Source organism: Streptococcus pneumoniae, assembly GCA_040719455.1.
GTDB classification, from domain to species: Bacteria; Bacillota; Bacilli; order Lactobacillales; family Streptococcaceae; genus Streptococcus; species Streptococcus pneumoniae_G.
This window is the reverse complement of record JBFDTN010000001.1, coordinates 1,319,661-1,342,961: the sequence shown is the minus strand read 5'-3', so window position 1 is coordinate 1,342,961 and position 23,301 is coordinate 1,319,661. Positions and strand designations below refer to the sequence as shown.

The 23,301-nt window shown below is 41.5% G+C and carries 14 protein-coding genes; 10 read left to right on the top strand and 4 right to left on the bottom strand.

What is annotated here, in order from left to right:
- Positions 1 to 2 precede the first annotated feature (2 nt).
- A complete protein-coding gene (gene pbp2X / locus AB1I63_06390) occupies positions 3 to 2,282 on the top strand; it encodes a penicillin-binding protein PBP2X (GenBank protein MEW4354513.1) in 2,280 nt (759 codons plus the stop codon).
- Positions 2,283 to 2,287: 5 nt separating this feature from the next.
- The gene (mraY, locus tag AB1I63_06385; protein MEW4354512.1) at positions 2,288 to 3,271 is read left to right on the top strand and encodes a phospho-N-acetylmuramoyl-pentapeptide-transferase; all 984 of its coding nucleotides are present in this window, start codon (positions 2,288 to 2,290) and stop codon (positions 3,269 to 3,271) included.
- 43 nt (positions 3,272 to 3,314) lie between these two features.
- Here mraY and AB1I63_06380 read toward each other — a convergent pair whose 3' ends face one another.
- The 4 genes from AB1I63_06380 to AB1I63_06365 all read right to left on the bottom strand — a co-directional run bounded on the left by AB1I63_06380 (position 3,315) and on the right by AB1I63_06365 (position 14,662).
- The gene (locus tag AB1I63_06380; GenBank protein MEW4354511.1) at positions 3,315 to 6,599 is read right to left on the bottom strand and encodes a CocE/NonD family hydrolase; all 3,285 of its coding nucleotides are present in this window, start codon (positions 6,597 to 6,599) and stop codon (positions 3,315 to 3,317) included.
- Between the two features lie 119 nt (positions 6,600 to 6,718).
- Entirely contained in the window at positions 6,719 to 8,809 is a 2,091-nt protein-coding gene (locus tag AB1I63_06375; GenBank protein MEW4354510.1) for a C69 family dipeptidase, read from the bottom strand.
- Between the two features lie 184 nt (positions 8,810 to 8,993).
- A complete protein-coding gene (locus AB1I63_06370; GenBank protein MEW4354509.1) occupies positions 8,994 to 12,401 on the bottom strand; it encodes a ZmpA/ZmpB/ZmpC family metallo-endopeptidase in 3,408 nt (1,135 codons plus the stop codon).
- Between the two features lie 74 nt (positions 12,402 to 12,475).
- Positions 12,476 to 14,662, bottom strand: coding sequence for a C69 family dipeptidase (locus AB1I63_06365; protein MEW4354508.1), 2,187 nt, complete (start codon positions 14,660 to 14,662; stop codon positions 12,476 to 12,478).
- Positions 14,663 to 14,768: 106 nt separating this feature from the next.
- On the opposite strand from AB1I63_06365, the gene AB1I63_06360 reads away from it, so the two are divergent.
- From AB1I63_06360 to alr, 8 genes are all read left to right on the top strand, one after another.
- Positions 14,769 to 15,107, top strand: a complete 339-nt coding sequence (locus AB1I63_06360) for an IS630 transposase-related protein (GenBank protein ID MEW4354507.1) — start codon at positions 14,769 to 14,771, stop codon at positions 15,105 to 15,107.
- Between the two features lie 7 nt (positions 15,108 to 15,114).
- Positions 15,115 to 15,606, top strand: a complete 492-nt coding sequence (locus tag AB1I63_06355; protein ID MEW4354506.1) for a transposase — start codon at positions 15,115 to 15,117, stop codon at positions 15,604 to 15,606.
- A 233-nt stretch (positions 15,607 to 15,839) separates the two neighbouring features.
- Positions 15,840 to 16,784, top strand: a complete 945-nt coding sequence (manA, locus tag AB1I63_06350; protein MEW4354505.1) for a mannose-6-phosphate isomerase, class I — start codon at positions 15,840 to 15,842, stop codon at positions 16,782 to 16,784.
- A gap of 192 nt (positions 16,785 to 16,976) precedes the next feature.
- Positions 16,977 to 19,496 carry a preprotein translocase subunit SecA gene (gene secA / locus AB1I63_06345; protein ID MEW4354504.1) on the top strand — a complete coding sequence of 840 codons (2,520 nt, stop codon included), beginning with the start codon at positions 16,977 to 16,979 and terminating at the stop codon, positions 19,494 to 19,496.
- A 22-nt stretch (positions 19,497 to 19,518) separates the two neighbouring features.
- A complete protein-coding gene (locus AB1I63_06340; GenBank protein ID MEW4354503.1) occupies positions 19,519 to 20,550 on the top strand; it encodes a 3-deoxy-7-phosphoheptulonate synthase in 1,032 nt (343 codons plus the stop codon).
- 1 nt (position 20,551) lies between these two features.
- The gene (locus AB1I63_06335; protein ID MEW4354502.1) at positions 20,552 to 21,580 is read left to right on the top strand and encodes a 3-deoxy-7-phosphoheptulonate synthase; all 1,029 of its coding nucleotides are present in this window, start codon (positions 20,552 to 20,554) and stop codon (positions 21,578 to 21,580) included.
- A 234-nt stretch (positions 21,581 to 21,814) separates the two neighbouring features.
- The gene (gene acpS / locus AB1I63_06330; protein ID MEW4354501.1) at positions 21,815 to 22,183 is read left to right on the top strand and encodes a holo-ACP synthase; all 369 of its coding nucleotides are present in this window, start codon (positions 21,815 to 21,817) and stop codon (positions 22,181 to 22,183) included.
- Entirely contained in the window at positions 22,173 to 23,291 is a 1,119-nt protein-coding gene (gene alr, locus AB1I63_06325) for an alanine racemase (GenBank protein MEW4354500.1), read from the top strand. The genes acpS and alr overlap by 11 nt, the downstream gene beginning before the upstream one ends.
- Positions 23,292 to 23,301 lie beyond the last annotated feature (10 nt).

Genomic DNA, 23,301 nt, shown 5'->3' with positions numbered 1-23,301 from the left:
GTATGGATAAATGGAAGCAAAGAATTCTCAGACATTCTTTAAAAAATCGAAAAAATCCTGCTGAAAACAGGCGGCAAGTGGGGAAGAGTCTTAGTCTGTTGACCATCTTTCTCTTTTTAGTCTTTCTGATTAACTTTGCCATTATCATTGGAACGGATCAAAAGTTCGGGGTGAATTTGGCAGAAGGGGCTAAAAAAGTCCATCAGGTGGAGGTTAAAATCCCCGCCAAGAGAGGAACGATTTTCGACCGAAATGGTCTTCCGATTGCCGAAGATGCGACGTCTTATAATGTCTATGCTATTATCAATAAAGAGTATAAGTCTGCAACAGGTGAGATCCTATATGTTGAGGAGTCGCAATTTGACAAGGTGGCAGAAGTCTTTCATAACTACCTTGGTTTGGAAAAAGACTATGTAAAAAGCCAGCTATCTCAAAAAGGCTTGCAGCAAGTTTCCTTTGGTGCGAAGGGAAATGGCATCACCTTTAGCAATATGAGTGCGATTAAGGAAGAATTGGAAAAAGCAAAGATCAAAGGGGTTGCCTTTACAACCAGTCCAAATCGTAGCTATAAAAATGGGAATTTTGCCTCTTTATTAGTAGGGCTTGCTCAGCTGCAGGAAAATGAAGACGGCAGTAAGACTCTCGTCGGTCAGACAGGCATTGAGGCAGCTATGAATAGTATCTTGGCAGGAACAGATGGCGTTGTCACCTATGAAAAAGATAGGGCTGGTAATATCATTCCAGGTTCTGATCAGGTGTCGGTCAAGACAGAGGATGGAAAAGATGTTTATACGACTCTGTCTGCGGATTTACAGACTTTACTTGAAACCCGTATGGACTTGCTTCAAGAAAATGTCAAGGGGCGCTTTGCCAGTGCGACACTGGTCAGTGCAAAAACAGGAGAGATTCTTGCAACAACACAACGTCCGACCTTTGACCCTGATACCAAAGAAGGGCTAGAAGAGTTAAATAATACAGCTTCAAGCAGTGCTCTTTATCAGACTCAGTATGAGCCAGGTTCGACCATGAAGGTCATGACCATGGCGTCAGCTATTGATAATGGAACCTTTTCAGCTGATGAATACTATGACCGTTCGGAACTTAAGATTGCAGATGCGGTTATTCGTGACTGGGATGTCAACTCTGGTAATATCTCAGTGCCTCTGACAGCTACTTTCCCACAAGGCTTTTCGCATTCTAGTAACGTTGGGATGACGATTTTGCAGCAAAAAATCGGAGATGACAAATGGATTGATTATTTGAGTAAGTTTCGCTTTGGGCTGCCGACTCGCTTTGGGATGGACTACGAAGGCTTTGGGCAGCTTCCTGTGGACAATCAGGTCAGCATTGCCATGAGTGCTTTTGGACAAGGGATCTCAGTCACTCAGGTGCAAATGCTCCGTGCTTTTTCGGCGGTGGCAAATAACGGTGTGATGATTGAGCCAAAATTTATCAGTGCTATTCAAGACAGCAAGAGTGGAGCTGTAAGAAAAAGTGAGTCTGAAATTGTAGGACATCCGGTTTCTAAGAAAGCTGCAGAAGAAACTCGTAAATATATGATCAATGTCGGAACCGACCCTTATTTTGGAACGGTATTTGATAAGACCAATGGTGTTCCTGTTGTCCGTGTAGGAGAGTACAATGTAGCTGTCAAATCAGGAACGGCGCAGATTGCTGCTGAAAATGGTGGGGGTTACTTGACTGGAGCGACAGACTACATCAACTCCTTGGTAGCCATGGTGCCAGCAGAGGATCCAGAATTTATCCTCTATGCGACTGAGCAGCAAACAGAGCATTTCTTCCAATCAGTGGAGTGGGCAGTCTTGTTTAACCCAATTCTTGAAGAAGCGATGGCGATGAAGGATAGCTTGAATTTGACAAGCACACCGCCGATTTTGGATCAAGCAACCAAGGAGATGACCTATAAAATGCCATCGACAAAAGATGGCAAACAAGACATTTCACCAGGAGCTTTCTCAGCAGAATTACGTCGCAACTTGGTGCAACCAATCGTTCTTGGGATTGGGAAGAAAATCAAAAAACTCTCTGTGGAGACAGGGCAAAATCTTAAAGCCAATCAACAGGTCTTGATTTTAACCAATGATTTTACTGAAATGCCAGATATGTATGGATGGACCAAGAAAAATGTCGAGATTTTTGGCGAATGGCTAGGGATTGAAGTCAGCTTTAAAGGGAAAGGCACGAGGGTCGTCGATCAAAGTGTCAAAGTCAATGCGACTATGAAAAAAATAAAAGAATTAACTGTAACGTTAGGAGATTAGAGTCAATGTTTGTAGTGATTGTGGCTGGTATTCTGACCTTTCTTGCAACTTGTGTGGGAATTCCAGCTTTTATCCGTTTTTATCAAAAAGCCCGTATTTCTGGGCAACAAATGCATGAGGATGTCAAGCAGCACCAAGCCAAGGCAGGGACACCAACCATGGGAGGAGTTGTTTTCTTGGTAGCTTCTCTAGTGGTGAGTCTAGTGCTAGGTTTTGCGATAGGGCAGTTGACAAGTTCTGCCTTGATGGTCTTATTTATCCTTGCCTTGTATGGTGTTGTTGGATTTTTGGATGACTTTTTGAAAGTCTTTCGAAAAATTAACGAAGGGCTGAACCCCAAGCAGAAATTAGCTCTTCAAATCGTGGGTGGAATCGTCTTTTATATCTTCTTTGATCGTCATGGCGGTACGGATCTTCTTGATGTCTTTGGAATACCTGTTCATTTAGGGTATTTCTATCTTGCTTTTGTTCTTTTTTGGTTAGTTGGCTTTTCAAATGCGGTCAATTTGACAGATGGGATTGATGGCTTAGCGAGTATTTCTGTGGTGATTAGCCTGACTGCTTATGCTGTGATTGCTGTCATGGAAGGTCGTTTGGATATTTTGCTCATTATTGTGAGTATGATTGGTGGATTGCTAGCATTCTTTCTTTTCAATCACAAGCCTGCGAAAATCTTTATGGGAGATGTTGGAAGTCTAGCCTTAGGAGGTATGTTAGCCGCGATCTCTATGGCTCTTCATAAAGAGTGGACTCTGTTATTTATCGGTTTGGTCTATGTCTTTGAGACAAGCTCAGTGATGCTTCAAGTTAGCTATTTTAAACTAACGGGTGGCAAACGAATTTTCCGTATGACCCCTCTTCATCACCATTTTGAACTAGGTGGCTTGAGCGGTCACGGAGAGCCTTGGAGCGAATGGAAAGTAGATTTCTTCTTCTGGGGCATTGGTCTAGTCATGAGTATCTTGACCTTGTGTTTGATGTATTTGTAATGTAAAAAAGGATGAGATAAAATGCTCATCCTTTTTATAGTTTTTATTTTTTATGTTTTTTGGTAAATGAGAATGTCAAAATCAGTCCCAGTGCTCCTAGGAGAGAGTGGAGAAAGGACGTAGGAGTTCCTGTTTTTGGAAGTTCTGATTTTACAGATTTCATTTGAGTGGATCGTATTTTCATGAGCGGAGCCTGTTCATGATTGACACTTTCTTGAGATAGGCTGGTGATGTGATGATTTTTCGTCACTGAGGTTGCTATTGGTATTTGTTTGAGATTTTCTAAATAGCTTTCTAATGGGAAATTAGGCTTTGCTGGTATTTTGAGACCTTCTCCGACATCAACATGATGTGTTTGTTTTAGACTTTCTAAGTAGCTTTCTAATGGGAAATTAGGCTTTGCTGGTATTTTGAGACCTTCTCCGACATCAACATGATGTGTTTGTTTTAGACTTTCTAAATAGCTCTCTAATGGGAAAATAGGCTTTGCTGGTGTTTTGAGATCTTCTCCGATATTAACATGATGTGTTTGTTTTAGACTTTCTAAATAGCTTTCTAATGGGAAATTAGGTTTTTCTGGTGTTTTGAGACCTTCTCCGACATCAACATGATGTGTTTCTTGTTCAAGTTGCTGGGTCAGTCTGATAGCTTCTTCAATGGATAGACTTGGCTTTTCAAGGATAAGTGTCTCAGATCCAACGTCATGTGTTAAAATAAGGGTTGGTTTATCAAAATTTGGAATAGTATGACTTGGAACGGCAAATCGATGCGGTTCTGTTCCTAAAGATGGGCTATATGTTGCTTGAGCTACTCGAGATTCTTGTACAGTTGGAATACTTGCCTTGATACTATCTGTTTTGAAAGTGATCTGGTATTCATCTGGAATATAGATACTATTGGTGTCGTAAGTGTTTAAGACAAGAGCAAGGCGGTGCCCTTGTTTGACTTCATAAACAGTTGGTTGTAGATAGACAGTATAGTCATGGAACTCACCGATTTGCGGGTCAATACTCTCGCTTGCGCTTGCAGAGTCAAAATCAGATTTTGGATTGCGTAGATTTACCCAGCCGTTAGCAATGACTTTGTAATTGCTTTTTAGCGTGCCGTATTGTTTGAGTGCTTTACTTTTTAGATTGCTACCCTGCCAGAAACCTTTTGGATCTGTTGTGTAACTATCTTGCCAAGCATAACGATAACCATAGGTTTCGTAGTCTACATTTTCTCCTGTTACTTCAAACTCTTCATCTGAAATATCAACGAGAAGGACATTGATTGGTAAATTTGTACCGGAACCTTTGGCTAGGGCGGCGCTAAATTTCACAGGAATGGATCCTTTTATAGTGGTGGTCTCAGGTACTTCTGTGATATAGGTAAGATTGGCAGGTGATGAGTGAAAACTAACTGCTGCATCTCGGTAACGCCAGTCAATTTCTGCTTTATTTACATATTCACTGGTGATGGTTGCGCGCTCATCTTGAGGAGCATCGGTGGTCAGTGACAAATGGTTTTTTGTTTCCCAACTATCATAGCTTGTCCATTTGGTAGGGTCGTAGTTATTTTGGACAGTCACGGCGGGCAGAGATTCGACATCATTTTCGACATCATAGAGATAGTGGGAGAACCAGCTATTTAGCAGATCGAAGAACACACGCATGTTTTTACCATTTTTATCTGTTGAGATGAGAGCGGTTGGTTCGATATGGTTACCTTGATGGAGATATAGTTTTGCTAGTTGTCCTGCTTTTTTGAAAGCTTGATACATGAGTTCGAAGTTTTTGGTTTTTACAATATCATCGTTCAAGCCGTGTACGATAAGCGCAGGTATGTTGATATTTTCTGCCTGAAGGGTGTAATCTCGTTCCTTAAAGACTGGGCTATAATTATAATCGTAGGTGTTTTGTTGTTTGTCCAGTTGTGTGATATAGGCCGCGTAGTTTTCTTTGATAGAATCCCAATCCTCAGTGTCTAGGACGCGTCCAGATACATAGGTGGATAACCAAGAAAGATTGCTATTTGGTTCTGCGTTATAAGGTGTACCTTGACTCATGAGGTATTCATACCAACTGGCGATTCCTGCTTGGGGAACAATGGTTTTAAGATTTTTAATACCTGTTGCGGCAAGGGCGAAATTAGTAGTTCCTCCCCATGATAGACCTGTCATGCCGACTTTTCCATTTGCCCAATCAGCTGTTACAGCGATATTACTGGTCTTATCGGTATAGGCTACGCGTTTACCGTCTAACCATTCTAAGATTGCCTTGAAAGCAGCTACTTCCAATTCGGAACCCACGGTATTAAAACCTTCAGAATCATAAGAACCCAGACCTGCGCTAGAGACCACAGCAAAGCCACGAACAAGGAAGTAATTGTACCAATTTAAGTCTTCATAGTCCCATTTATTGTCTTCGAGTGGATTTTGATAGTACCATTGGGAAGAAGTAGCATTTCTAGCTGCTTCTTCGGCGTTGACGTGTTTGATGGGGATTCGTTTTTCGGGCTGACTAGAGAGTTGATTGTTATTAAAGGTTCCGCTTTTTTGAAGTCCTAAGTCTTCTAAGGTAGCAGCGCCGGTCGTTCCAGTAACATATGGAAGAGCTTCAAAGATGGTGGAGGCTTTGAAATCTCCGTTGACGGCTGCTTTTGGCACTTGTACCAAAGCCTTGACCAAATCTCTTTTGCCATCACCATCGGTATCGAAATCTGTCTCGACATAAACAACATGCCGCACGATGTGGCTTTTATCATAGTCATATCCCTTACTTTTTGCTCCAGTTGAAAATGGGAATATGGGCTGCGCCTTTCCGTTTAGAAAGAGTGGCTGTTTCTTTTCAGCTCGATAAGCATCATGGAGCTTTTGAGCAATGGTTTGCATTTCTCGAAGTGTGTCTGTATTGACAGGACTAGAGACATCGGTATCTTCCTGAAGAAGTCCCAAGCTATGCGCAAAATGTAGGCGATCGGCCTCTTCTTTGCCGATTTGCTTAGGTGAGGTAGATGCCCAAGAAAGCAGTGTTTCAGCAGCTTCTTGGTGAGTAACCGTTTGCGCCGCATTTTCAGTTGTAATAGGTGTATTAGTTACTGCAGCTAAATCTTGTTGTGTAGCTAGAGTGGCGGTCTCTGGAAGAGGTGCTGTTGTCTCTGCTGACGCAGTAGTTTCTTTAGCTTCGGAACTTTGCGTGGTACTTGTTTCAGAAGTTTCTGTGCTATTGGTATCAACGATTCGTGTTTCGGTGATAGCTGTTTCTGAAACTTCTTCATCGGCAAATGTAGTTGTTGCTAGAAGAAAGGGAGCGATTAGAAGGGAAGTGAAGATATACTTTTTATTCATTATAATTGTCCTTTGAAAATTCACTATATTTACAAAGAGGTTAGAACGATAGTTCTCAACCTCTTGTTTTTGATGGAAATAGTGTGATTTGTTTATCCTAGGGTTGAAACTGTACCAAATTAGTGTTTTTCACGGTGCTTTTTGCCAAAGAAACTAGAAAGAGTGAGAAGAGAAAGACCAAGACTAGCGAGAATGCTAGATGCTTTATCTCCTGTTTTTGGTAAAGATGGGCTAGTGTTCTCTTTAATGTTAGTAGTGGTCTCTGGCATAGCCTGAGCCTTTTGAGTTTTGAGTGGATGTGCAACCGGAGAAATCACGGGTTTAGCTAGATACGTTTGCTGCTGATGAATTGGTCTTACTTGAGATGTATGAGAGGACAGCTGGCTTAAATCTAGTTGAGGTTTTTCGATGCTGGTTGGATCAGGATCGACTTGATAACGTTTATCAAGATGTAATTCTGGTAATGTTGGTAGTGTCGAGAAATCTTTGAGATAGGCGAGGGCTTTTTTATCTCCCTTGATGGCTAGTTGAATTTTGTCTTCGACCACTTTCATTTCTTTAAAAACAACTTCTGCTAGGGCAAGAAAATCCTTGGTAACATTTTCGCTTGCTTCTTGGGAAGTAATACCCGCTGTTTTGTAGAAGGAATTTTGCAGGTTTTGTCGTTTGATTTCTGCATTTTCAAGAGCTTTCCAACGTTCTTGAATGGTATTGCCAAATAAATCATAGTGTTCAGATACTAATTTATCAATATTCTGAGCAGTCCAGTACCAAGAATTGCCATCGTATGTAGTGGTTTGAGAGTGGAATTCTTTTGGTGTTTTAGTGATATTTCCATAATAAGGGATGTAAGGGGTATTACGAGATTGACCGAGTGCCATCCAGGCAACACCACCGAAGCCTTCTGGCAGATCTGGATTGACTTGGTAGATATGAGGATCAATCACATTTTTATTTCCCAAAGCATACTTATATACAGGATGGCTATATTCGACATCATTGTTTACCCATGTTTTTGACTCTGTCTCAGGCATTTGATCATCAGGCTTATATTCTGGTAAATGTTCAAAGCGATTGCGTTGAATCTCAAAGGCGTCGCGAATACTGTATTTCCGGCTAGGGTCTGTTGGAGAACGTAGGAAATCGTAGTAAGGGTCATCATAGCTGATATTGGCTTTGGGGTCTAGGAGTTTGATACCTGCGTAGACTCGAGAGCGATTGGCTTCAGCATAATCATTGGTACTATAAGAGCGAGCAATGAGGAAATTTCCATCCTTATCATAAGTAGCAGAACCTACTCGCTTAGCAAGGGCTTCGACATTTTTAGAAGCAATCACATTTTCCTTGTCTGAAAAATCAACACTGCCTAGAAAGTAGGTATTTGGGAATACAGAAAATTTATCAGCAGGATACTTGATAGCAACGTATTCATGACCAGATAGAATTTCCATGTACCACAATTCTTTTTTGTCTGCAATGACGATGGTGTTGCCGTCATAGGCACCATGTTCATCAATGGCTTTGGCAATGGTTTCAATTCCTTCACGAGCTGTTCTTGCCCGTGGTAAAACAAGGTCAATCATACTAGATTCACCAAGTCCACCTTGTTTTTCTTCGGTGATATTTTGGGCTTTGTAGTAAGCTGCTTGGTCTGCCTTTTGCTCGGCTTCTTCAGGAGTTTGACCAGCATCTAGCTCTGCTTGATAGGCAGTGTCATATTCTTTATAGTATTCTTTAAAGAAAGGTTCGTATTTGAAGAAGGGATCTTCTTTGGCGATTTTCTTCCAATTTCCTGTTTGCCATTTGTTTGGAGTGGTGGTTACAGTCGCCGACATGGATACACCTGCTTCGTTAAAACCGTGTGCACCATATGTTCCATTGAGATTTTCACCCTCGTCTCGCTCCGCATCAGGAACAGCAGTGTATTTCATCTCATGTTCTGCATGAGGATAGGTAAATCCTGTATCTCCATCGTGGAGGACTTCTCCATTGCTATAATCAGCAGCTTCGTGGACGATAAAGTTTTTATTGTGTTCGGCATTTTCTTCTTGGAAAGGAAAGTCTTCGGTCCGGCCAAATAGATAAGTCCCGTCTTCGGTCAAGTCTTTACCGATGATAAAGGCAGAGCAGGCTTCCGCAGACTGAGCTGATAAGATAACTGCAGAGAAAAGAGCAGTAGCAAAGATGGCTTTTAAATGTGTAGATTTCATAATAAACCTACCTTTCTATGTTTTTTATCTGTAAATGTTTACGCTTTCATTATATGCCAGATTGATTCAGAAAAGTGAGAAATATTTCACTATTTTGAAGAAATGTTCACATATTTCAGCGGTAAAGAAAAAGGAGTTGCAGAATGAGTGTAACTTTTTCTGGTAATGGAGTTTAGGAAAAATCTTATTGTTTTTTTCGTATAACGATTGTAGCTCCCATTGTAGCTAATAGCAGTCCTGTTAAGCCAAGAAGTGACCCTTGGCTATTTGTTTTAGGCAGTGTTTTATCTGCTTTGAAGCTTGCTTTTGCAATTTTTTGATTGTTTGCCGTTGTTTTTACAGTGCTGATTATCAAGTGGTTCTTATCAGATTCTGCTGATGAAGAAGTAGGAGATTTAGGAATGATTGGGGTCGCCGTTGTAGCATATACGAGAGCATACTGGCTGAAGTGGTTGATGTGAAACATGACTTCTTTTTGGTCTTTACTTTGAACAAATGGCAATGCTTCTACCATATCATTTAGGACAGAATAGACTTGTTTGACAGCTCCTTTGCTTGGAATGACCACTGTGATTTCACCATTGAGTTGGACTGGTTCGCCCTTTTCATTGAAGAGAGCAATATCGTACAAGTCATAGTCGTGACCAGATAATTCACTTACTGAAGTTAGTAGTGTTTGTACCTTTAAGTCCACAGCACCATTAAGTGCGGCTGTTGTGCTCAATATTTTGATTTGTGTTGGTTCATGGACAAGTCCGATGACCTTGCTTTCAGTAGTTATGGTTGGTTGATCAGATTTGTTAGGGATTTCTGGTGAAGTAGGTTTGCTTTCTTTTTCTTTAAAAATAGAAGTTCTAAAATCGTCCGTCGATTTGAGATAGGCGTCTAGCAACGCTTTTTCAAGTTTGGTTACTTGGGACTCTTCACTATTATCAATTAATTCTTTTTCAATATCGTGATTAACGGCTTCTTTCATGAGCTTCATTAATGTTTCAAAGGAATCAACAGAGATATCTTGCTCTAAATAATGGATAGTCACTGGTTTTAGATTTCCTAATTGATCGATACGTTCGTGATACATTGCCTTTTTAAAGGCTGCAAATGAACCGTTATATTCTGGGAGAAGTTTCCTAAAGACAAAGGGATCGCTGACGGACCAGTCTTGAATGCTATCTGCCCAAGCTTCATCTTTGTATTGATTGGAAGCATAAGGAACCAGTCCTTTTTCAAAACCTTTGCCAGCAAGTAGCTCAAGTCCTGTTCGTTTAAAGGATAAATCTCCCGGTGATGATGGACTTTCAGCTGAAGCATAGATAGGTCCAAATGGGGTAATCATATCATAACCATTTTGGAGGAGATGAGTTGGATGTTCATCATCAAATTCGATAGTTTTATCGTATGTAGGATTATAGCTGCGATTGGTCATGACATTGTAATCAACCAAATCATCGATAGTCTTGAGAGACATGGTTTGCCATTCTTCCTCAGTAAACGGGCGTTTAACATTGCGCCCCTCATCGTATCCATCTGCATTTGGAATGTTAATGGTTTCAAGCTTACTGAACCACTTCTTTTGAACTGCCTTATCCTTATCAAGAACCGCCATTCCTTCAGCATATTCCATCATGTAAACGACATCAAATATGCCATGCATGTATTCTTGCAAATCATCCGCATTTTGGAACCGCTCAGGATTGAGATTGTGGAACCGCTGCCGGTCAGTATTTTGCGTGTGGTCTAGTACGGAGTTAATACCAATAATTGGAACATCACTATTATCTGGTGCTTGAAGGAACCCTTCTGGAAAGGCTTCTGGCCACATGAATTGGCGTCTGCCATTACGCAAGAGATAGGTGTAGTAATCATACATATGCACCATCTCATGAGTAAGCGTTCCGATTCCACGTTCACTGATGAGACCAGTGATGACAAAGACAATTTCTTTTTCTAACGCATCTGCAAAAGCTCCAACATATTTGATGTTGCCATAGGGATTGTAAGCTCCAACTGGTCCAAAGAAATTTTGAATAGAAGCAGGGGAATCTTCTCCGTATTCTGGGAACCAAATGCCTTCGTACCGATTGGTTTCAGGATTCTTTTGGTAACGCCCTAAGGAATCCCATACAGGAACGTATAATTTCATTTGTTCCTTATATTCATCAGGAAGGATGCGATACCACATATCAAAATGACGTCGAAACTTCTCGGCTGAATCTGTGATTTGCTGTTCGAATGCTGCTATCTTTTCGTAGTATTCAGTTGGACTGGAATGTTTTAATTCTGGGTCAATATAGCGTTCGTAGGTTCCAAATATAATAGTAGAAAGAACATTCATAATATAAAGATTATGCTCTGGTATGGTTAGCAGTGGTAGGAGCATATTTCGAAAACGTCGTCGATTTTTCTTGGTGCTATATTCGTCGCGACGAGATAGGTCTTTGAGTCGATCGTAAAGATTGCTAGATGAGTCGGTGACATGGTGAGAAGGTTCTTCCACAATATAGGCTTTTGATGTGCTCTTAAACCAATCGTTGTTGCTCATATTTGGCAAAAAGGCCTCACGATAGCTTTCTAAAAATTCAGGGAGAATTGACTTGCCTGTAAAGGATGCGAGCAAGCGTGCATAGTATTTATAGTTATTTTGTGGTTCGTACCCTTTATGTCCTTCGCTACCAATTTTTAACAGTAATTCCAAAGGCTGATTTTTCATACCAAAGAAATCTTGGCGATATATGGTAAGCTCTTTGGATTTGATGTCTCCATAAGCGACATCGTACCAGCGATTCAGATAAGCAAGGCTGAGTAGGACCTTCTCTTTATTTTCAAGGATAGAATCAACTACTTTATGGATAGCGTCTGGATTGTTAAGCTGGATAGAATCATCGTTGATGAGAACTTTTTTGATAAATTCACGCACATTTTTTTGGACATCAACAAAAGAGTGTTCCAGATAAAGTTTATCCATTGTTTCTTCTTGGTTCTCTGTGATTCCAAGAGCTTGATAGACTTGGGTAGATTTGTAGGTTACTTCTTTTAAAGGGGGCTCTAGTTTATCCAGAATGTCGTCAAGAGGAGCGATGACTTGCTTTGGTGTGTACTTTAGAGATTTATCCAGTTGATAGTGAGCGTGTTTGTCGTCGTCGGTTTTTTGATAAGCAAGATCTTTGTACTCGATCGAATTATCCTCGTAGTGGAGCAAGAGTTTATTGACTGAATGTTCCTTGCCATAGACATCGGTGACAATATCTTTATCTTGCATGGTGATAGCCGATGTGAGTTTAGTAGTTGCCAGCTTGTCATCAGCGGAAATTTTTTCTGCGTAGACTGTTTGTTCTGTTTCATCGGCATAAGGTAGAAGGATTTTAGCATTTTCTAAGGCAATGTTTTGAGTCTCTGTCGTATGGGTGCTAGAGGGAGTTTTTTCTACGCTGGGATTTTTATCTTCAATAATACTATTTTTTACCTCTGTTTCTGTTTGAGGTGTGATATTACTTGTCTCGTCAGCTTGTACCCATCCAGTTAGACTAGCCGCTAACAGGAGAGTTGTTGAGCTAAGTGTGAGTTGATGAAGAAGTTTCTTTTTTGAGGACATGATGATTTCCTTCTTTTCTGTAATAGTGATGAGGGTAAAATAAGAACGTAGCAGTCTGCTACGTTCTTACATTCTTAGTTTTCTTTTTTCCCTTTTTTCATAAAGAATCCAGAGAGAGTAAGGAGTATGAGACCGAGGCTTTCAATCATACTAGATGTATGACCATTTGTTTGTGGTAGAGATTTGCTGCTATCTGATACAGCAGGTGCTTCGTCTTTTGAAAGTGGTTTGGTATCTTGTTTGTTCGTTGCTTTGCTTCCCAATGCTTGAACATGAGTTTTTTGAGTTTGACCACGTTGGATAAAGTGAGAGAGTGGTGCGCTCGGTGGATTGTAGGACACAGGTTGGCTACCTGTTGACTCGAGTTTGTAGAGATGAGGTTCTGGTAAGACTGGCAGATTGTCTAAGCTTTGGAGCCAAGCGAGTGCTTCCTTATCACCGTCAATAGCAGCTTGGAGTTTCTTTTCGACAGTTTTCATTTCCTTAAACATAGTTTCTGCTAAACGAAGAAAATCAGCTGTCACCATTCTGCTGGCTTGCTCAGGACTGAGTCCAGCTTCTGTGTAAAATGCATTCATCTTATCTTGACGAGCGATTTCCAATTCTTCAATAGCTTTCCAGCGTTTTTGAATGGTATTGCCGAAAAGGTCATAATGTTCAGAAGTTAGTTTGTCAATGTTTTGCACAGTCCAATACCAAGAATTGGTGTCATACTCTGTACTTTGTGGATGAAATTCTTTCGGAGTTTCTGTGATGTTTCCGTAGTATGGAACGTACGGTGTGTTTCTAGTTTGACCAAATCCTAGCCAAGCAATTCCTCCAAACTCTGTTGGGAGATTTGGATTGATTTGATAGACATGGGCGTTGATGACATTTTTATTTCCGAGGGCGTATTTATAGACATCGTGTCCAATACGGCGGTTGTATTTCAAGTCTTTTGGTGCTTCATCGTCAGGTTTGAATTCTGGTAAGTGTTCAAAACGATTGCGTTGAAGGTTAAAGACGTCTTGAAGCGAGAATTTTTTATGGGGATTGGTCGGAGTACGAAGGAGATCATAGAAATCATCGTTGTACTGGATAGGTGAATCAGGGTCTAAAAGTTTGATTCCTGCATAGGCGCGTGAACGGTTGCCTGGTGAATCTTTGTCTGGACCGTATGAACGAGCGATAAGGAAGTTACCATCTTTATCATAAGTAGCTGAACCAGCTTCTTTGGCGATTTTTTCTACATCTTTGGACGCAATGACATTTTCCTTGTCGTTAAAGTCAACGCTACCAAGTGACCAAGTATTTGGGAAAACAGAGTATTTATCGGCTGGATATTTAATGGCGACATATTGGTGACCAGACAAAATTTCCATATACCAGAGCTCTTTTTTGTCCCCAATCATGATGACATTGCCATCATAGGCTCCTTTTTCTTCAAGAACTTTAGCGATTAACTCAATCCCTTCACGAGCTGTTTTTACCCGTGGAAGAACCAAGTCAATCATGCTAGATTCACCCAGCCCACCTAATGGTGCGAGATAGCTTGGATCTTTTTTATTTTGGGCGTCTGTGGCTTCTTTGATGGCTGCGTCGTAGATGACTTGAGCAGCTTCTTTGGCGACTTTCTTTGCTTCTTTTTCTGTTTTGCCTTCTGTTAGGGCTTTATTTTTAGCGTCTTTGCTAGCTTTTTCAGCTTCTATTTGAACACTGGATTTTGCGGTTTCCTCTAGCTCTTCTTGGCGTTGTCGCTGAATGACGCTGGTAAATGGATCAACTTTTTCAATCTTTTGGAAATTTCCTGTTTCATATCCAGCAACTGGGCTTGCAGTGACAGTGGCTGACATAGAGACTCCATGTTCATTGAAACCATGAGCGCCATAAGTACCGTTGAGATTGCTTTCTGCAAAGCCTTCTTCAGCACTTAGTTTTGCCTTGTCTGCCTCAGTCGCGTCTTGGTCTCCCCGTTCCGCGTCAGGTGTTGAGGTGTATTTGTATTCGTGAGCAGCGTGTTCATAGGTAAATCCTGTGTCGCCATCATGTTGAAATTCCCCTGGTTGATAATCTTGTGCTTCATGAACAATGAAATTTTTGTTGTGGTCAGCATTTCCATTTTGGAAAGGATAATCTTCCGTACGTCCAAAAAGATAGGAGCCGTCTTCAGTCAAGTCTTTTCCGATGATGAAAGCTGAACAGGCTTCTGTTGGTTTAGCTGCTAATAAGGCGGTTGAAAATAGGGTTGCTGCGATGAGCCCTTTGATATGTTTGGATTGCATAACATTCTCCTTTTATAGATTTCGAGTAAAGAGAGACTGAGAGATAGCTTGTCGCCTCCTTTTTATACTCCTTTAGTTTATAAACAGTATGTGTTATAATAAGTTTATGGCTTACGAATTGAATTTTAGAAAACGAGTAATAGACTACGTTACTGCTGGTCACACCAAAAAAGAAGCATGTGCAGTTTTTGGTATTAGTACCAATACGTTGTATGTGTGGGAAAAACAGCTTGCAGAACAAGGACACCTAGAGCGGAAAGCACGAGTTGCCAAGTCTCGAAAAATTCCCTTAGATCAATTAGAAGCATATGTAGAGCAACACCCGGATGCTTTTTTGCGGGAAATAGCAGAACACTTTAACTGCCGTATCTCCTCTGTTTGGGCAGCTCTCAAGCAACTCGGTATCACTTTAAAAAAAGACGACGACCTACATCGAACAAAATAAGGAGGAAGTGAGACGGTATCATGAGGTTTTATCCTGCTTTGATACCATCCCTATTGTCTATATTGATGAAACAGGGATTGATACCTATCTTTACCGAAAGCGAGGTCGAGCACCTAGAGGCGTGAAGGTCTATGACAAGATAAGTGGTCGTCGTTTTGAACGTACATCTGTCGTTGCAGGGCTGGTTGGTCAGGATATTGTTGCGCCTATGATTTACAAAGAAAGCATGACAAGTGACTTTTTTACTAAGTGGTTTGACAAGCAACTCTTGCCTTCTTTGTCAGAGCCCCATCTGATTGTGATGGACAATGCTAGCTTTCACCCCAAAGCCAGGTTAGATAAACTCGCCATAGACAAAGGACATTATTTTTTTCCATTACCTCCTTATTCGCCCGAACTCAATCCAATTGAACACTATTGGGCGAATCTCAAACATAAGGTTCGGGAGCTACTTAGAGCTGGCAAGTCTATCTATGAAAGTCTAAAATACTGTTTATAGACTAAACGACTATATCTTATGAGAATGACCTCTCAAGCTCTCTTTGTTTACGCTTACATTATACATCTGTTTTTCAAGTAAAAATGCCAAATTTTTCACTAAAATAGTGAGAAATTTTTCTTATTTTTGATAAAACCTGTTTGAGATAGCTGGTATAAGAAGACAGGGTTTAAAACTGATTTTCTGAGAGAATTTTGCTATGATAGAGAAAGAATATAGAAAAGAGGAGTATAATGGCAGAACCGTTATTTTTACAATCCGTCATGCAAGAAAAAATCTGGGGTGGAGTGAAACTTCGTGATGAGTTTGGCTATGAGACTGCGAGTGAGCAGGTAGGAGAATATTGGGCGATATCCGCCCATCCAAATGGTGTTTCCACCGTTAAAAACGGAGTCTACGCTGGTTTTCAATTAGATGATTTGTACCGAGAGCACCGTGAACTATTTGGAAATCGTAAGGAAGCAGTTTTTCCGCTGTTGACCAAGATTTTGGATGCCAATGATTGGCTGAGTGTGCAGGTTCATCCAGATGATGACTACGGGCTTGAGCATGAGGGTGAGCTTGGCAAGACCGAATGTTGGTATGTGATAGCTGCCGATGAAGGCTCTGAGATTATCTATGGGCACAAAGCCACATCAAAAGAAGAGCTCAGAGAAAAGATTGAACAAAAAGACTGGGATAATTTGTTGCAAAAGGTTCCTGTTAAGGCAGGGGATTTCTTTTATGTACCGAGCGGGACTATGCACGCTATTGGTAAGGGGATCATGATTTTGGAGACCCAGCAATCGAGCGATACGACTTATCGTGTCTATGATTTTGACAGAAAGGACGATGCGGGTAATCTCAGGGAATTGCATTTGGAGAAATCCATTGATGTGACCACTATTGGTGAACCTGCAAATAGTCGTCCGGTGACTCTATGTGTGGATGATTTGCGCTCAACTGTGCTTGTAGCAAATAGCTTTTTTACCGTTTACAAGTGGGAATTAACCGGAGAAGTTGAGATGAAGCAAACAGCTGACTACTATCTAGTTAGTGTCTTGGCTGGTCAAGGGGAAATTGTGATTGACCAGACTTCTTATGAAATTAGAAAAGGTGATCATTTTATCTTGCCAAATGATGTTCGCAGTTGGCAGTTTAAGGGAGAAGATTTAGAAATCATTGCAAGTCACCCTTAAAAATACGAATAAAATAGGAGAAAAACCGATGATGGAGATAGCTGTCATCGGTTTAAAAACCTATTCTCATTCTTGAAAGATATAGGAAAACATGCTATAATGAAAAGAACATTTTAAAAATATAACTCTCAAAAAATCTGATAGGTAACGAAGGATGATTTGAGAGCAAAAGACGAATAAGTAAGGAAAAAAATGGCAAATATTTTAAAAACAATCATTGAAAATGATAAAGGCGAATTACGAAAATTAGAAAAAATGGCCAAGAAAGTCATCAGCTATGAAGATGAAATGGCTGCTTTGTCAGACGAGGCTTTAAAAGCAAAAACAGAGGAATTCAAAGAACGTCATCGCAATGGTGAATCTTTAGATGATTTGCTTTATGAAGCTTTTGCGGTTGTCCGTGAAGGAGCAAAACGGGTGCTTGGCTTGTTCCCATATCCTGTGCAGATCATGGGAGGGATTGTTCTTCACCATGGAGATGTGCCAGAGATGCGTACTGGGGAAGGAAAGACCTTGACTGCGACCATGCCGGTTTATCTCAATGCGATTTCTGGAAAAGGCGTGCACGTTGTTACAGTCAATGAGTACCTGTCTGAACGTGATGCGACTGAAATGGGTGAGTTGTACTCTTGGCTTGGTCTATCCGTAGGGATTAACCTTGCAGCCAAATCTCCAATGGAGAAAAAAGAAGCCTATGCTTGTGATATTACTTACTCTACCAACTCAGAGATTGGATTTGACTATCTGCGGGATAACATGGTTGTCCGTGCAGAAAATATGGTTCAACGTCCGCTTAACTATGCCTTGGTCGATGAGGTAGACTCTATCTTGATTGACGAAGCGCGTACGCCTTTGATTGTATCTGGTCCTGTTTCATCTGAGACGAGTCAGCTCTACCACATGGCAGATAGCTATGTGAAATCACTTGATAAGGATGACTATATCATTGACGTTCAGTCTAAGACCATTGGTCTTTCAGACTCAGGGATTGATAAGGCAGAAAGCTACTTCAAGCTTGATAATCTCTACGATATTGAAAATGTAGCCTTGACTCACTTTATTGACAATGCCCTTCGTGCCAACTACATCATGTTGCTTGACATTGATTATGTGGTTAGCGAAGAGCAAGAGATCCTTATCGTCGATCAATTTACGGGACGTACCATGGAAGGTCGTCGCTATTCAGACGGACTTCACCAAGCGATTGAAGCCAAAGAAGGGGTACCTGTTCAGGACGAGACTAAGACTTCTGCTTCTATCACTTACCAAAATCTTTTCCGTATGTATAAGAAATTGTCAGGGATGACAGGGACTGGTAAGACTGAGGAGGAAGAATTCCGTGAAATTTACAATATCCGTGTGATTCCAATCCCAACTAACCGTCCTGTTGCTCGTATTGACCATCCAGATCTTTTGTATCCAAGTATTGAGTCTAAGTTCAAGGCAGTGGTGCAAGATGTCAAAGAGCGCTACCAAACAGGTCAACCAGTCCTTGTCGGAACGGTTGCGGTTGAAACCAGTGACTACATTTCTAAGATGTTGGTGAAAGCTGGCGTTCCTCACGAAGTCTTGAATGCGAAAAATCACTACAAAGAAGCCCAAATCGTTATGAATGCTGGACAACGTGGTGCCGTTACGATTGCGACCAATATGGCGGGACGTGGAACAGATATTAAATTGGGTGAGGGTGTGCGTGAGCTTGGTGGACTTTGTGTCATCGGAACTGAGCGCCATGAAAGCCGTCGGATTGATAACCAGTTGCGTGGACGTTCTGGTCGTCAAGGAGATCCAGGTGAGTCACAATTCTATCTATCCTTGGAAGATGATTTGATGAAACGCTTTGGCTCAGAGCGGATTAAGGCTGTTTTGGATCGCATGAATTTGAGCGAAGAAGAATCTGTGATCAAATCTAAGATGTTGACACGTCAGGTCGAAGGAGCTCAAAAACGAGTTGAAGGAAACAACTACGATACGCGTAAACAAGTCCTTCAATACGATGATGTCATGCGTGAACAACGAGAAATCATCTATGCAGAGCGCTATGATGTGATTACGGCAGACCGTGACCTCGCTCCTGAAATCCATGGAATGATTAAACGTACAATCAACCGTACAGTCGATATGAATAGCCATGCGGATAAGGAAGAGAAGCTAGAAGCGATTGTCAACTTTGCCAAGATGAATCTTTTACCAGAGGATTCTATCAGTGAAGAGGATTTGGAAGGCTTGTCTGACAAGCAAATCAAGGAAGAGTTATTTGAGCGTGCGCTGGAAGTCTATGATAGCCAAATTGCCAAACTCCGTGATGAAGATGCGGTCAAAGAATTCCAAAAAGTCTTGATTTTGCGCGTGGTTGATGCCAAGTGGACAGATCATATTGATGCGCTTGATCAGTTGAGAAGTTCTGTTGGCTTGCGTGGTTATGCACAAAATAATCCAATCGTTGAGTATCAATCAGAAGGATTCCGTATGTTTAACGATATGATTGGCTCTATCGAATTTGATGTGACGCGCTTGATGATGAAAGCACAAATTCATGAACAAGAGCGGCCACGTGCAGAGCACCAAATCAGTACCACTGCCACTCGAAATATTGCAGCGCAAAATGCTGTGATGCCAGAAAATGTGAAAATTGAAAACCTCCGTCGTAATGAATTGTGCCCATGCGGCTCTGGCAAGAAATTCAAAAATTGCCACGGACGGAGAAACTAATCTATAAAAAACAGGAGAGAGTATGACATTTAAAGCCTTAAGTCAGCCGATCAATGTAGAAGAAGTACGAAGCAACTATAAGTTAGAAGGTGCTTTACTGCAGCGAAAAGAAGAACGAGATGCCGAATTGAATGCCATTATTCGTGGGGAAGATGACCGTATTTTATTGGTCATCGGTCCCTGCTCATCTGATAATGAAGAAGCTGTTTTGGAGTACGCCAAGCGTTTAGCGGCGCTCCAAGAAGCGGTCAAGGACCGTATTTTCATGGTGATGCGAGTCTATACAGCTAAGCCACGAACCAATGGTGATGGCTATAAGGGCTTGATTCATCAGCCTAATGCGACAGCAGCACCAAGTTTGATCAATGGGATCAATGCGGTGCGTAAACTCCATTATCGTGTCATTACAGAGACAGGTATGACGACAGCTGATGAAATGCTCTATCCAGAAAACCTTCCTTTGGTGGATGATTTGATTTCGTATATGGCGGTAGGAGCTCGTTCGGTGGAAGATCAGCAACACCGCTTTGTAGCAAGTGGAGCAGACTTGGTGACAGGACTGAAAAATCCGACATCAGGTAATCTAAATGTTATGTTTAATGGCATTTATGCAGCGCAAAACAAACAAAGCTTCCTCTTTGGGAATACCGAAGTGGAAACGTCTGGGAATCCTTATGCCCATGCGATTTTGCGTGGTGCTCTAAATGAATATGGGAAAAATATTCCCAACTACTACTATGATAATTTACTAGACACCATCGCCCAGTATGAGAAGATGGGTCTTGAAAATCCATTTATTATCATTGATACCAATCATGATAATTCTGGAAAACAATATTTTGAACAAGTGCGAATTGTGCGTCAGACCTTGATTAACCGTGATTGGAATGAAAAAATCAATCGTTATGTTCGAGGTTTTATGATTGAATCCTACCTCGAAGATGGTCGTCAAGATGAGCCAGAAGTCTTTGGTAAGTCCATCACAGATCCTTGCTTGGGTTGGGACAATACAGAGCAGCTTGTTCGTGAAATCTATGAAACACTAGGGAAGTAATATGGTATTTATTGAAAAAGGTCAACAAATTGATATTGAAGAGATTAAATCCGTTAGTCGGCTTTCGGATGAAGCTCTTGCAAAAAAAGTAGCACGTGATGAGGAGTTAGCAGCTATTATCCGCGGAGAAGATGATCGTATTCTTTTGGTGATTGGTCCTTGTTCGTCTGATAATGAAGAAGCTGTTTTGGAGTATGCCAAGCGCTTGGCTGCTCTTCAAGAGAAAGTAAAAGATAAGATCTTTATGGTGATGCGGGTCTATACGGCAAAACCACGGACTAATGGTGATGGCTATAAAGGCTTGGTGCATCAGCCGGATACTTCAAAAGCACCGAGCTTGATCAATGGGATTTTGGCGGTTCGTCAGCTTCACTATCGTGTCATCACAGAGACAGGTTTAACGACAGCTGATGAGATGCTTTATCCGTCTAATCTGGTCTTGGTAGATGATTTGGTTAGCTACCATGCGATTGGGGCCCGTTCAGTGGAAGATCAAGAGCATCGTTTTGTAGCGTCAGGAATTGACGCTCCAGTCGGTATGAAAAATCCTACCTCTGGAAATATGGGTGTGATGTTTAATGCTGTCTATGCAGCACAAAATAAGCAAAGTTTCTTGTACCATGCACAGGAAGTAGAAACTTCTGGAAATCCATTGAGCCATGTTATCTTGCGTGGCGCTACCAATGAATACGGCAAAAATGTGCCAAACTTCTACTACGAAAATCTCTTGGATGCGATTGAGCGTTATGAGAAGATGGAGCTTGAAAATCCTTTCATTATCATTGATACCAATCATGATAATTCAGGCAAGCAATATTTGGAGCAGGTGCGGATTATTCGTCAAGTCTTGATCAATCGTGACTGGAATCCGAAAATCAAGAAAGCGGTTCGTGGGTTTATGATTGAGTCTTATTTGGAAGATGGTCGTCAAGACCAGCCAGAAGTCTTTGGAAAATCCATTACAGACCCTTGCTTGGGCTGGGAGAATACCGAGCAGCTGATCATGGAAATCTATCAAACAGTAGAGTAAATAGAAGATAAATTAGGGCAAAAGTAATATTCTATCTATGTATGGTTTGACCAAATAGATTTGCCTGATTTGTAGCTTGTTGATGGATTAGAAGACAATGAATCTAGTAATCTTAGAGGAGTAGGGCAAATGATTTCTAGGAAATCACGATTGACCTTACTGTAAACTCTTGAAAGGGATAGTGGGTGGTCCTCAGGTGAATTATCACCACGAGTGCCACTCTTTTTTAACACAATGATAAAAGGACATGGGATTGATGTGGAGGAGATTTCCTCCATTCAGAGGGCATACGAGCGCAATGCACGCTTTGCAGATAAGGTCTTGACTGCACATGAAAAAGAGCGATTTGATGGGCTGTCAGGTAAGAGGAAATTTGAATATTTGGCAGGGCGCTGGGCTGCAAAGGAAGCTTTTTCCAAGGCTTGGGGAACGGGTCTTGTGACTCGCCAGCTAGGATTTCAGGACTTGGAAATTTTGCAAAACCAAGACGGTGCACCTATCTTTACCAAGTCTCCTTTTCAAGGGAGGATTTGGGTGTCGATTAGCCATGCTGGAAATATGGTGACAGCGAGTGTGATTTTGGAGGAAGAAAATGAAAGTTAGTCCACATAGACCGACTAGAGCGGTTGTTGATGTAGCAGCCATTTCTTATAATGTCGAACAAGTAGCTGCTCATATCCCGAAAGATGTGGAGAAATGGGCGGTGGTTAAGGCAAATGCTTATGGACACGGAGCGGTAACAGTCGCTCGTGCTCTGGAACCACAGGTCAATGGCTTTTGTGTGTCCAATATCGATGAAGCTTTAGAATTGCGAGAAGCAGGTTTGACACGCGATATATTGGTCTTAGGGGTGTCTTCTGTGGATAGCGTCGCGCTAGCTATGAAAGAGAATATTATTCTCACCGTTGCAAGCTTAGAGTGGCTTGATTTGCTCAAGGAATCACAGCAAGATGTGACTGGCTTGCGAGTGCATATGAAGGTGGACTCTGGTATGGGGCGAATCGGCTTTAGACAGGCTAGAGCAATCAACCAAGCCATTGCAGACTTAAAAGCAGCTGGTAGCCTTGTAGAAGGGATTTTTACCCATTTTGCGACTGCTGATGAAGCAAATGATGATTACTTTAATGAGCAATTAACCACATTTAAGGACATCTTAGCACAAATGACAGATTGCCCTGCTATGGTGCATGCCAGCAATTCTGCGACAAGTCTCTGGCATAGAGAGACGATTTTTAATGCCGTACGTCTGGGAGTGGTGCTCTATGGGTTAAATCCGAGTGGGACGACTTTGAACTTACCTTACACGCTTCGTCCGGCTTTGCAATTAGAGACAGAAATCGTACATCTCAAAAAGGTGGAAAAAGGTTCTCATATTGGTTACGGTGCAACCTATGAAGCGCTTGAGGAGGAGTGGATTGCGACTTTGCCGATTGGCTATGCGGATGGGTGGACGCGTGATATGCAAGGATTTGAGGTCTTGGTTGAGGGGGAGAAGTATCCGATTGTTGGGCGAGTGTCCATGGATCAGACGACTATTGCGCTGTCTCATCCCTATCCACTGGGGACCAAGGTGGTCTTGATTGGTGTAAGTGGCACTCAGGAAGTGTCAGCAACAGATGTGGCAGCTTATCGAGAAACGATTAACTATGAGGTGGTGTGCTTGTTGAGTGATCGCATTCCTCGGATATATAGAGAATTGAATAAAGATTAGGACATCGATA

What these genes read in the sequence shown, in the direction of transcription:
- AB1I63_06360 (MEW4354507.1), top strand. Translation starts at nt 14,769, where the DNA reads ATGGCTTACGAATTGAATTTTAGAAAACGAGTAATAGACTACGTTACT.
- mraY (MEW4354512.1), top strand. Translation starts at nt 2,288, where the DNA reads ATGTTTGTAGTGATTGTGGCTGGTATTCTGACCTTTCTTGCAACTTGT.
- acpS (MEW4354501.1), top strand. Translation starts at nt 21,815, where the DNA reads ATGATAAAAGGACATGGGATTGATGTGGAGGAGATTTCCTCCATTCAG.
- AB1I63_06380 (MEW4354511.1), bottom strand. Translation starts at nt 6,599, where the DNA reads ATGAATAAAAAGTATATCTTCACTTCCCTTCTAATCGCTCCCTTTCTT.
- AB1I63_06340 (MEW4354503.1), top strand. Translation starts at nt 19,519, where the DNA reads ATGACATTTAAAGCCTTAAGTCAGCCGATCAATGTAGAAGAAGTACGA.
- alr (MEW4354500.1), top strand. Translation starts at nt 22,173, where the DNA reads ATGAAAGTTAGTCCACATAGACCGACTAGAGCGGTTGTTGATGTAGCA.
- AB1I63_06365 (MEW4354508.1), bottom strand. Translation starts at nt 14,662, where the DNA reads ATGCAATCCAAACATATCAAAGGGCTCATCGCAGCAACCCTATTTTCA.
- secA (MEW4354504.1), top strand. Translation starts at nt 16,977, where the DNA reads ATGGCAAATATTTTAAAAACAATCATTGAAAATGATAAAGGCGAATTA.
- AB1I63_06370 (MEW4354509.1), bottom strand. Translation starts at nt 12,401, where the DNA reads ATGTCCTCAAAAAAGAAACTTCTTCATCAACTCACACTTAGCTCAACA.
- AB1I63_06375 (MEW4354510.1), bottom strand. Translation starts at nt 8,809, where the DNA reads ATGAAATCTACACATTTAAAAGCCATCTTTGCTACTGCTCTTTTCTCT.
- manA (MEW4354505.1), top strand. Translation starts at nt 15,840, where the DNA reads ATGGCAGAACCGTTATTTTTACAATCCGTCATGCAAGAAAAAATCTGG.
- AB1I63_06335 (MEW4354502.1), top strand. Translation starts at nt 20,552, where the DNA reads ATGGTATTTATTGAAAAAGGTCAACAAATTGATATTGAAGAGATTAAA.
- pbp2X (MEW4354513.1), top strand. Translation starts at nt 3, where the DNA reads ATGGATAAATGGAAGCAAAGAATTCTCAGACATTCTTTAAAAAATCGA.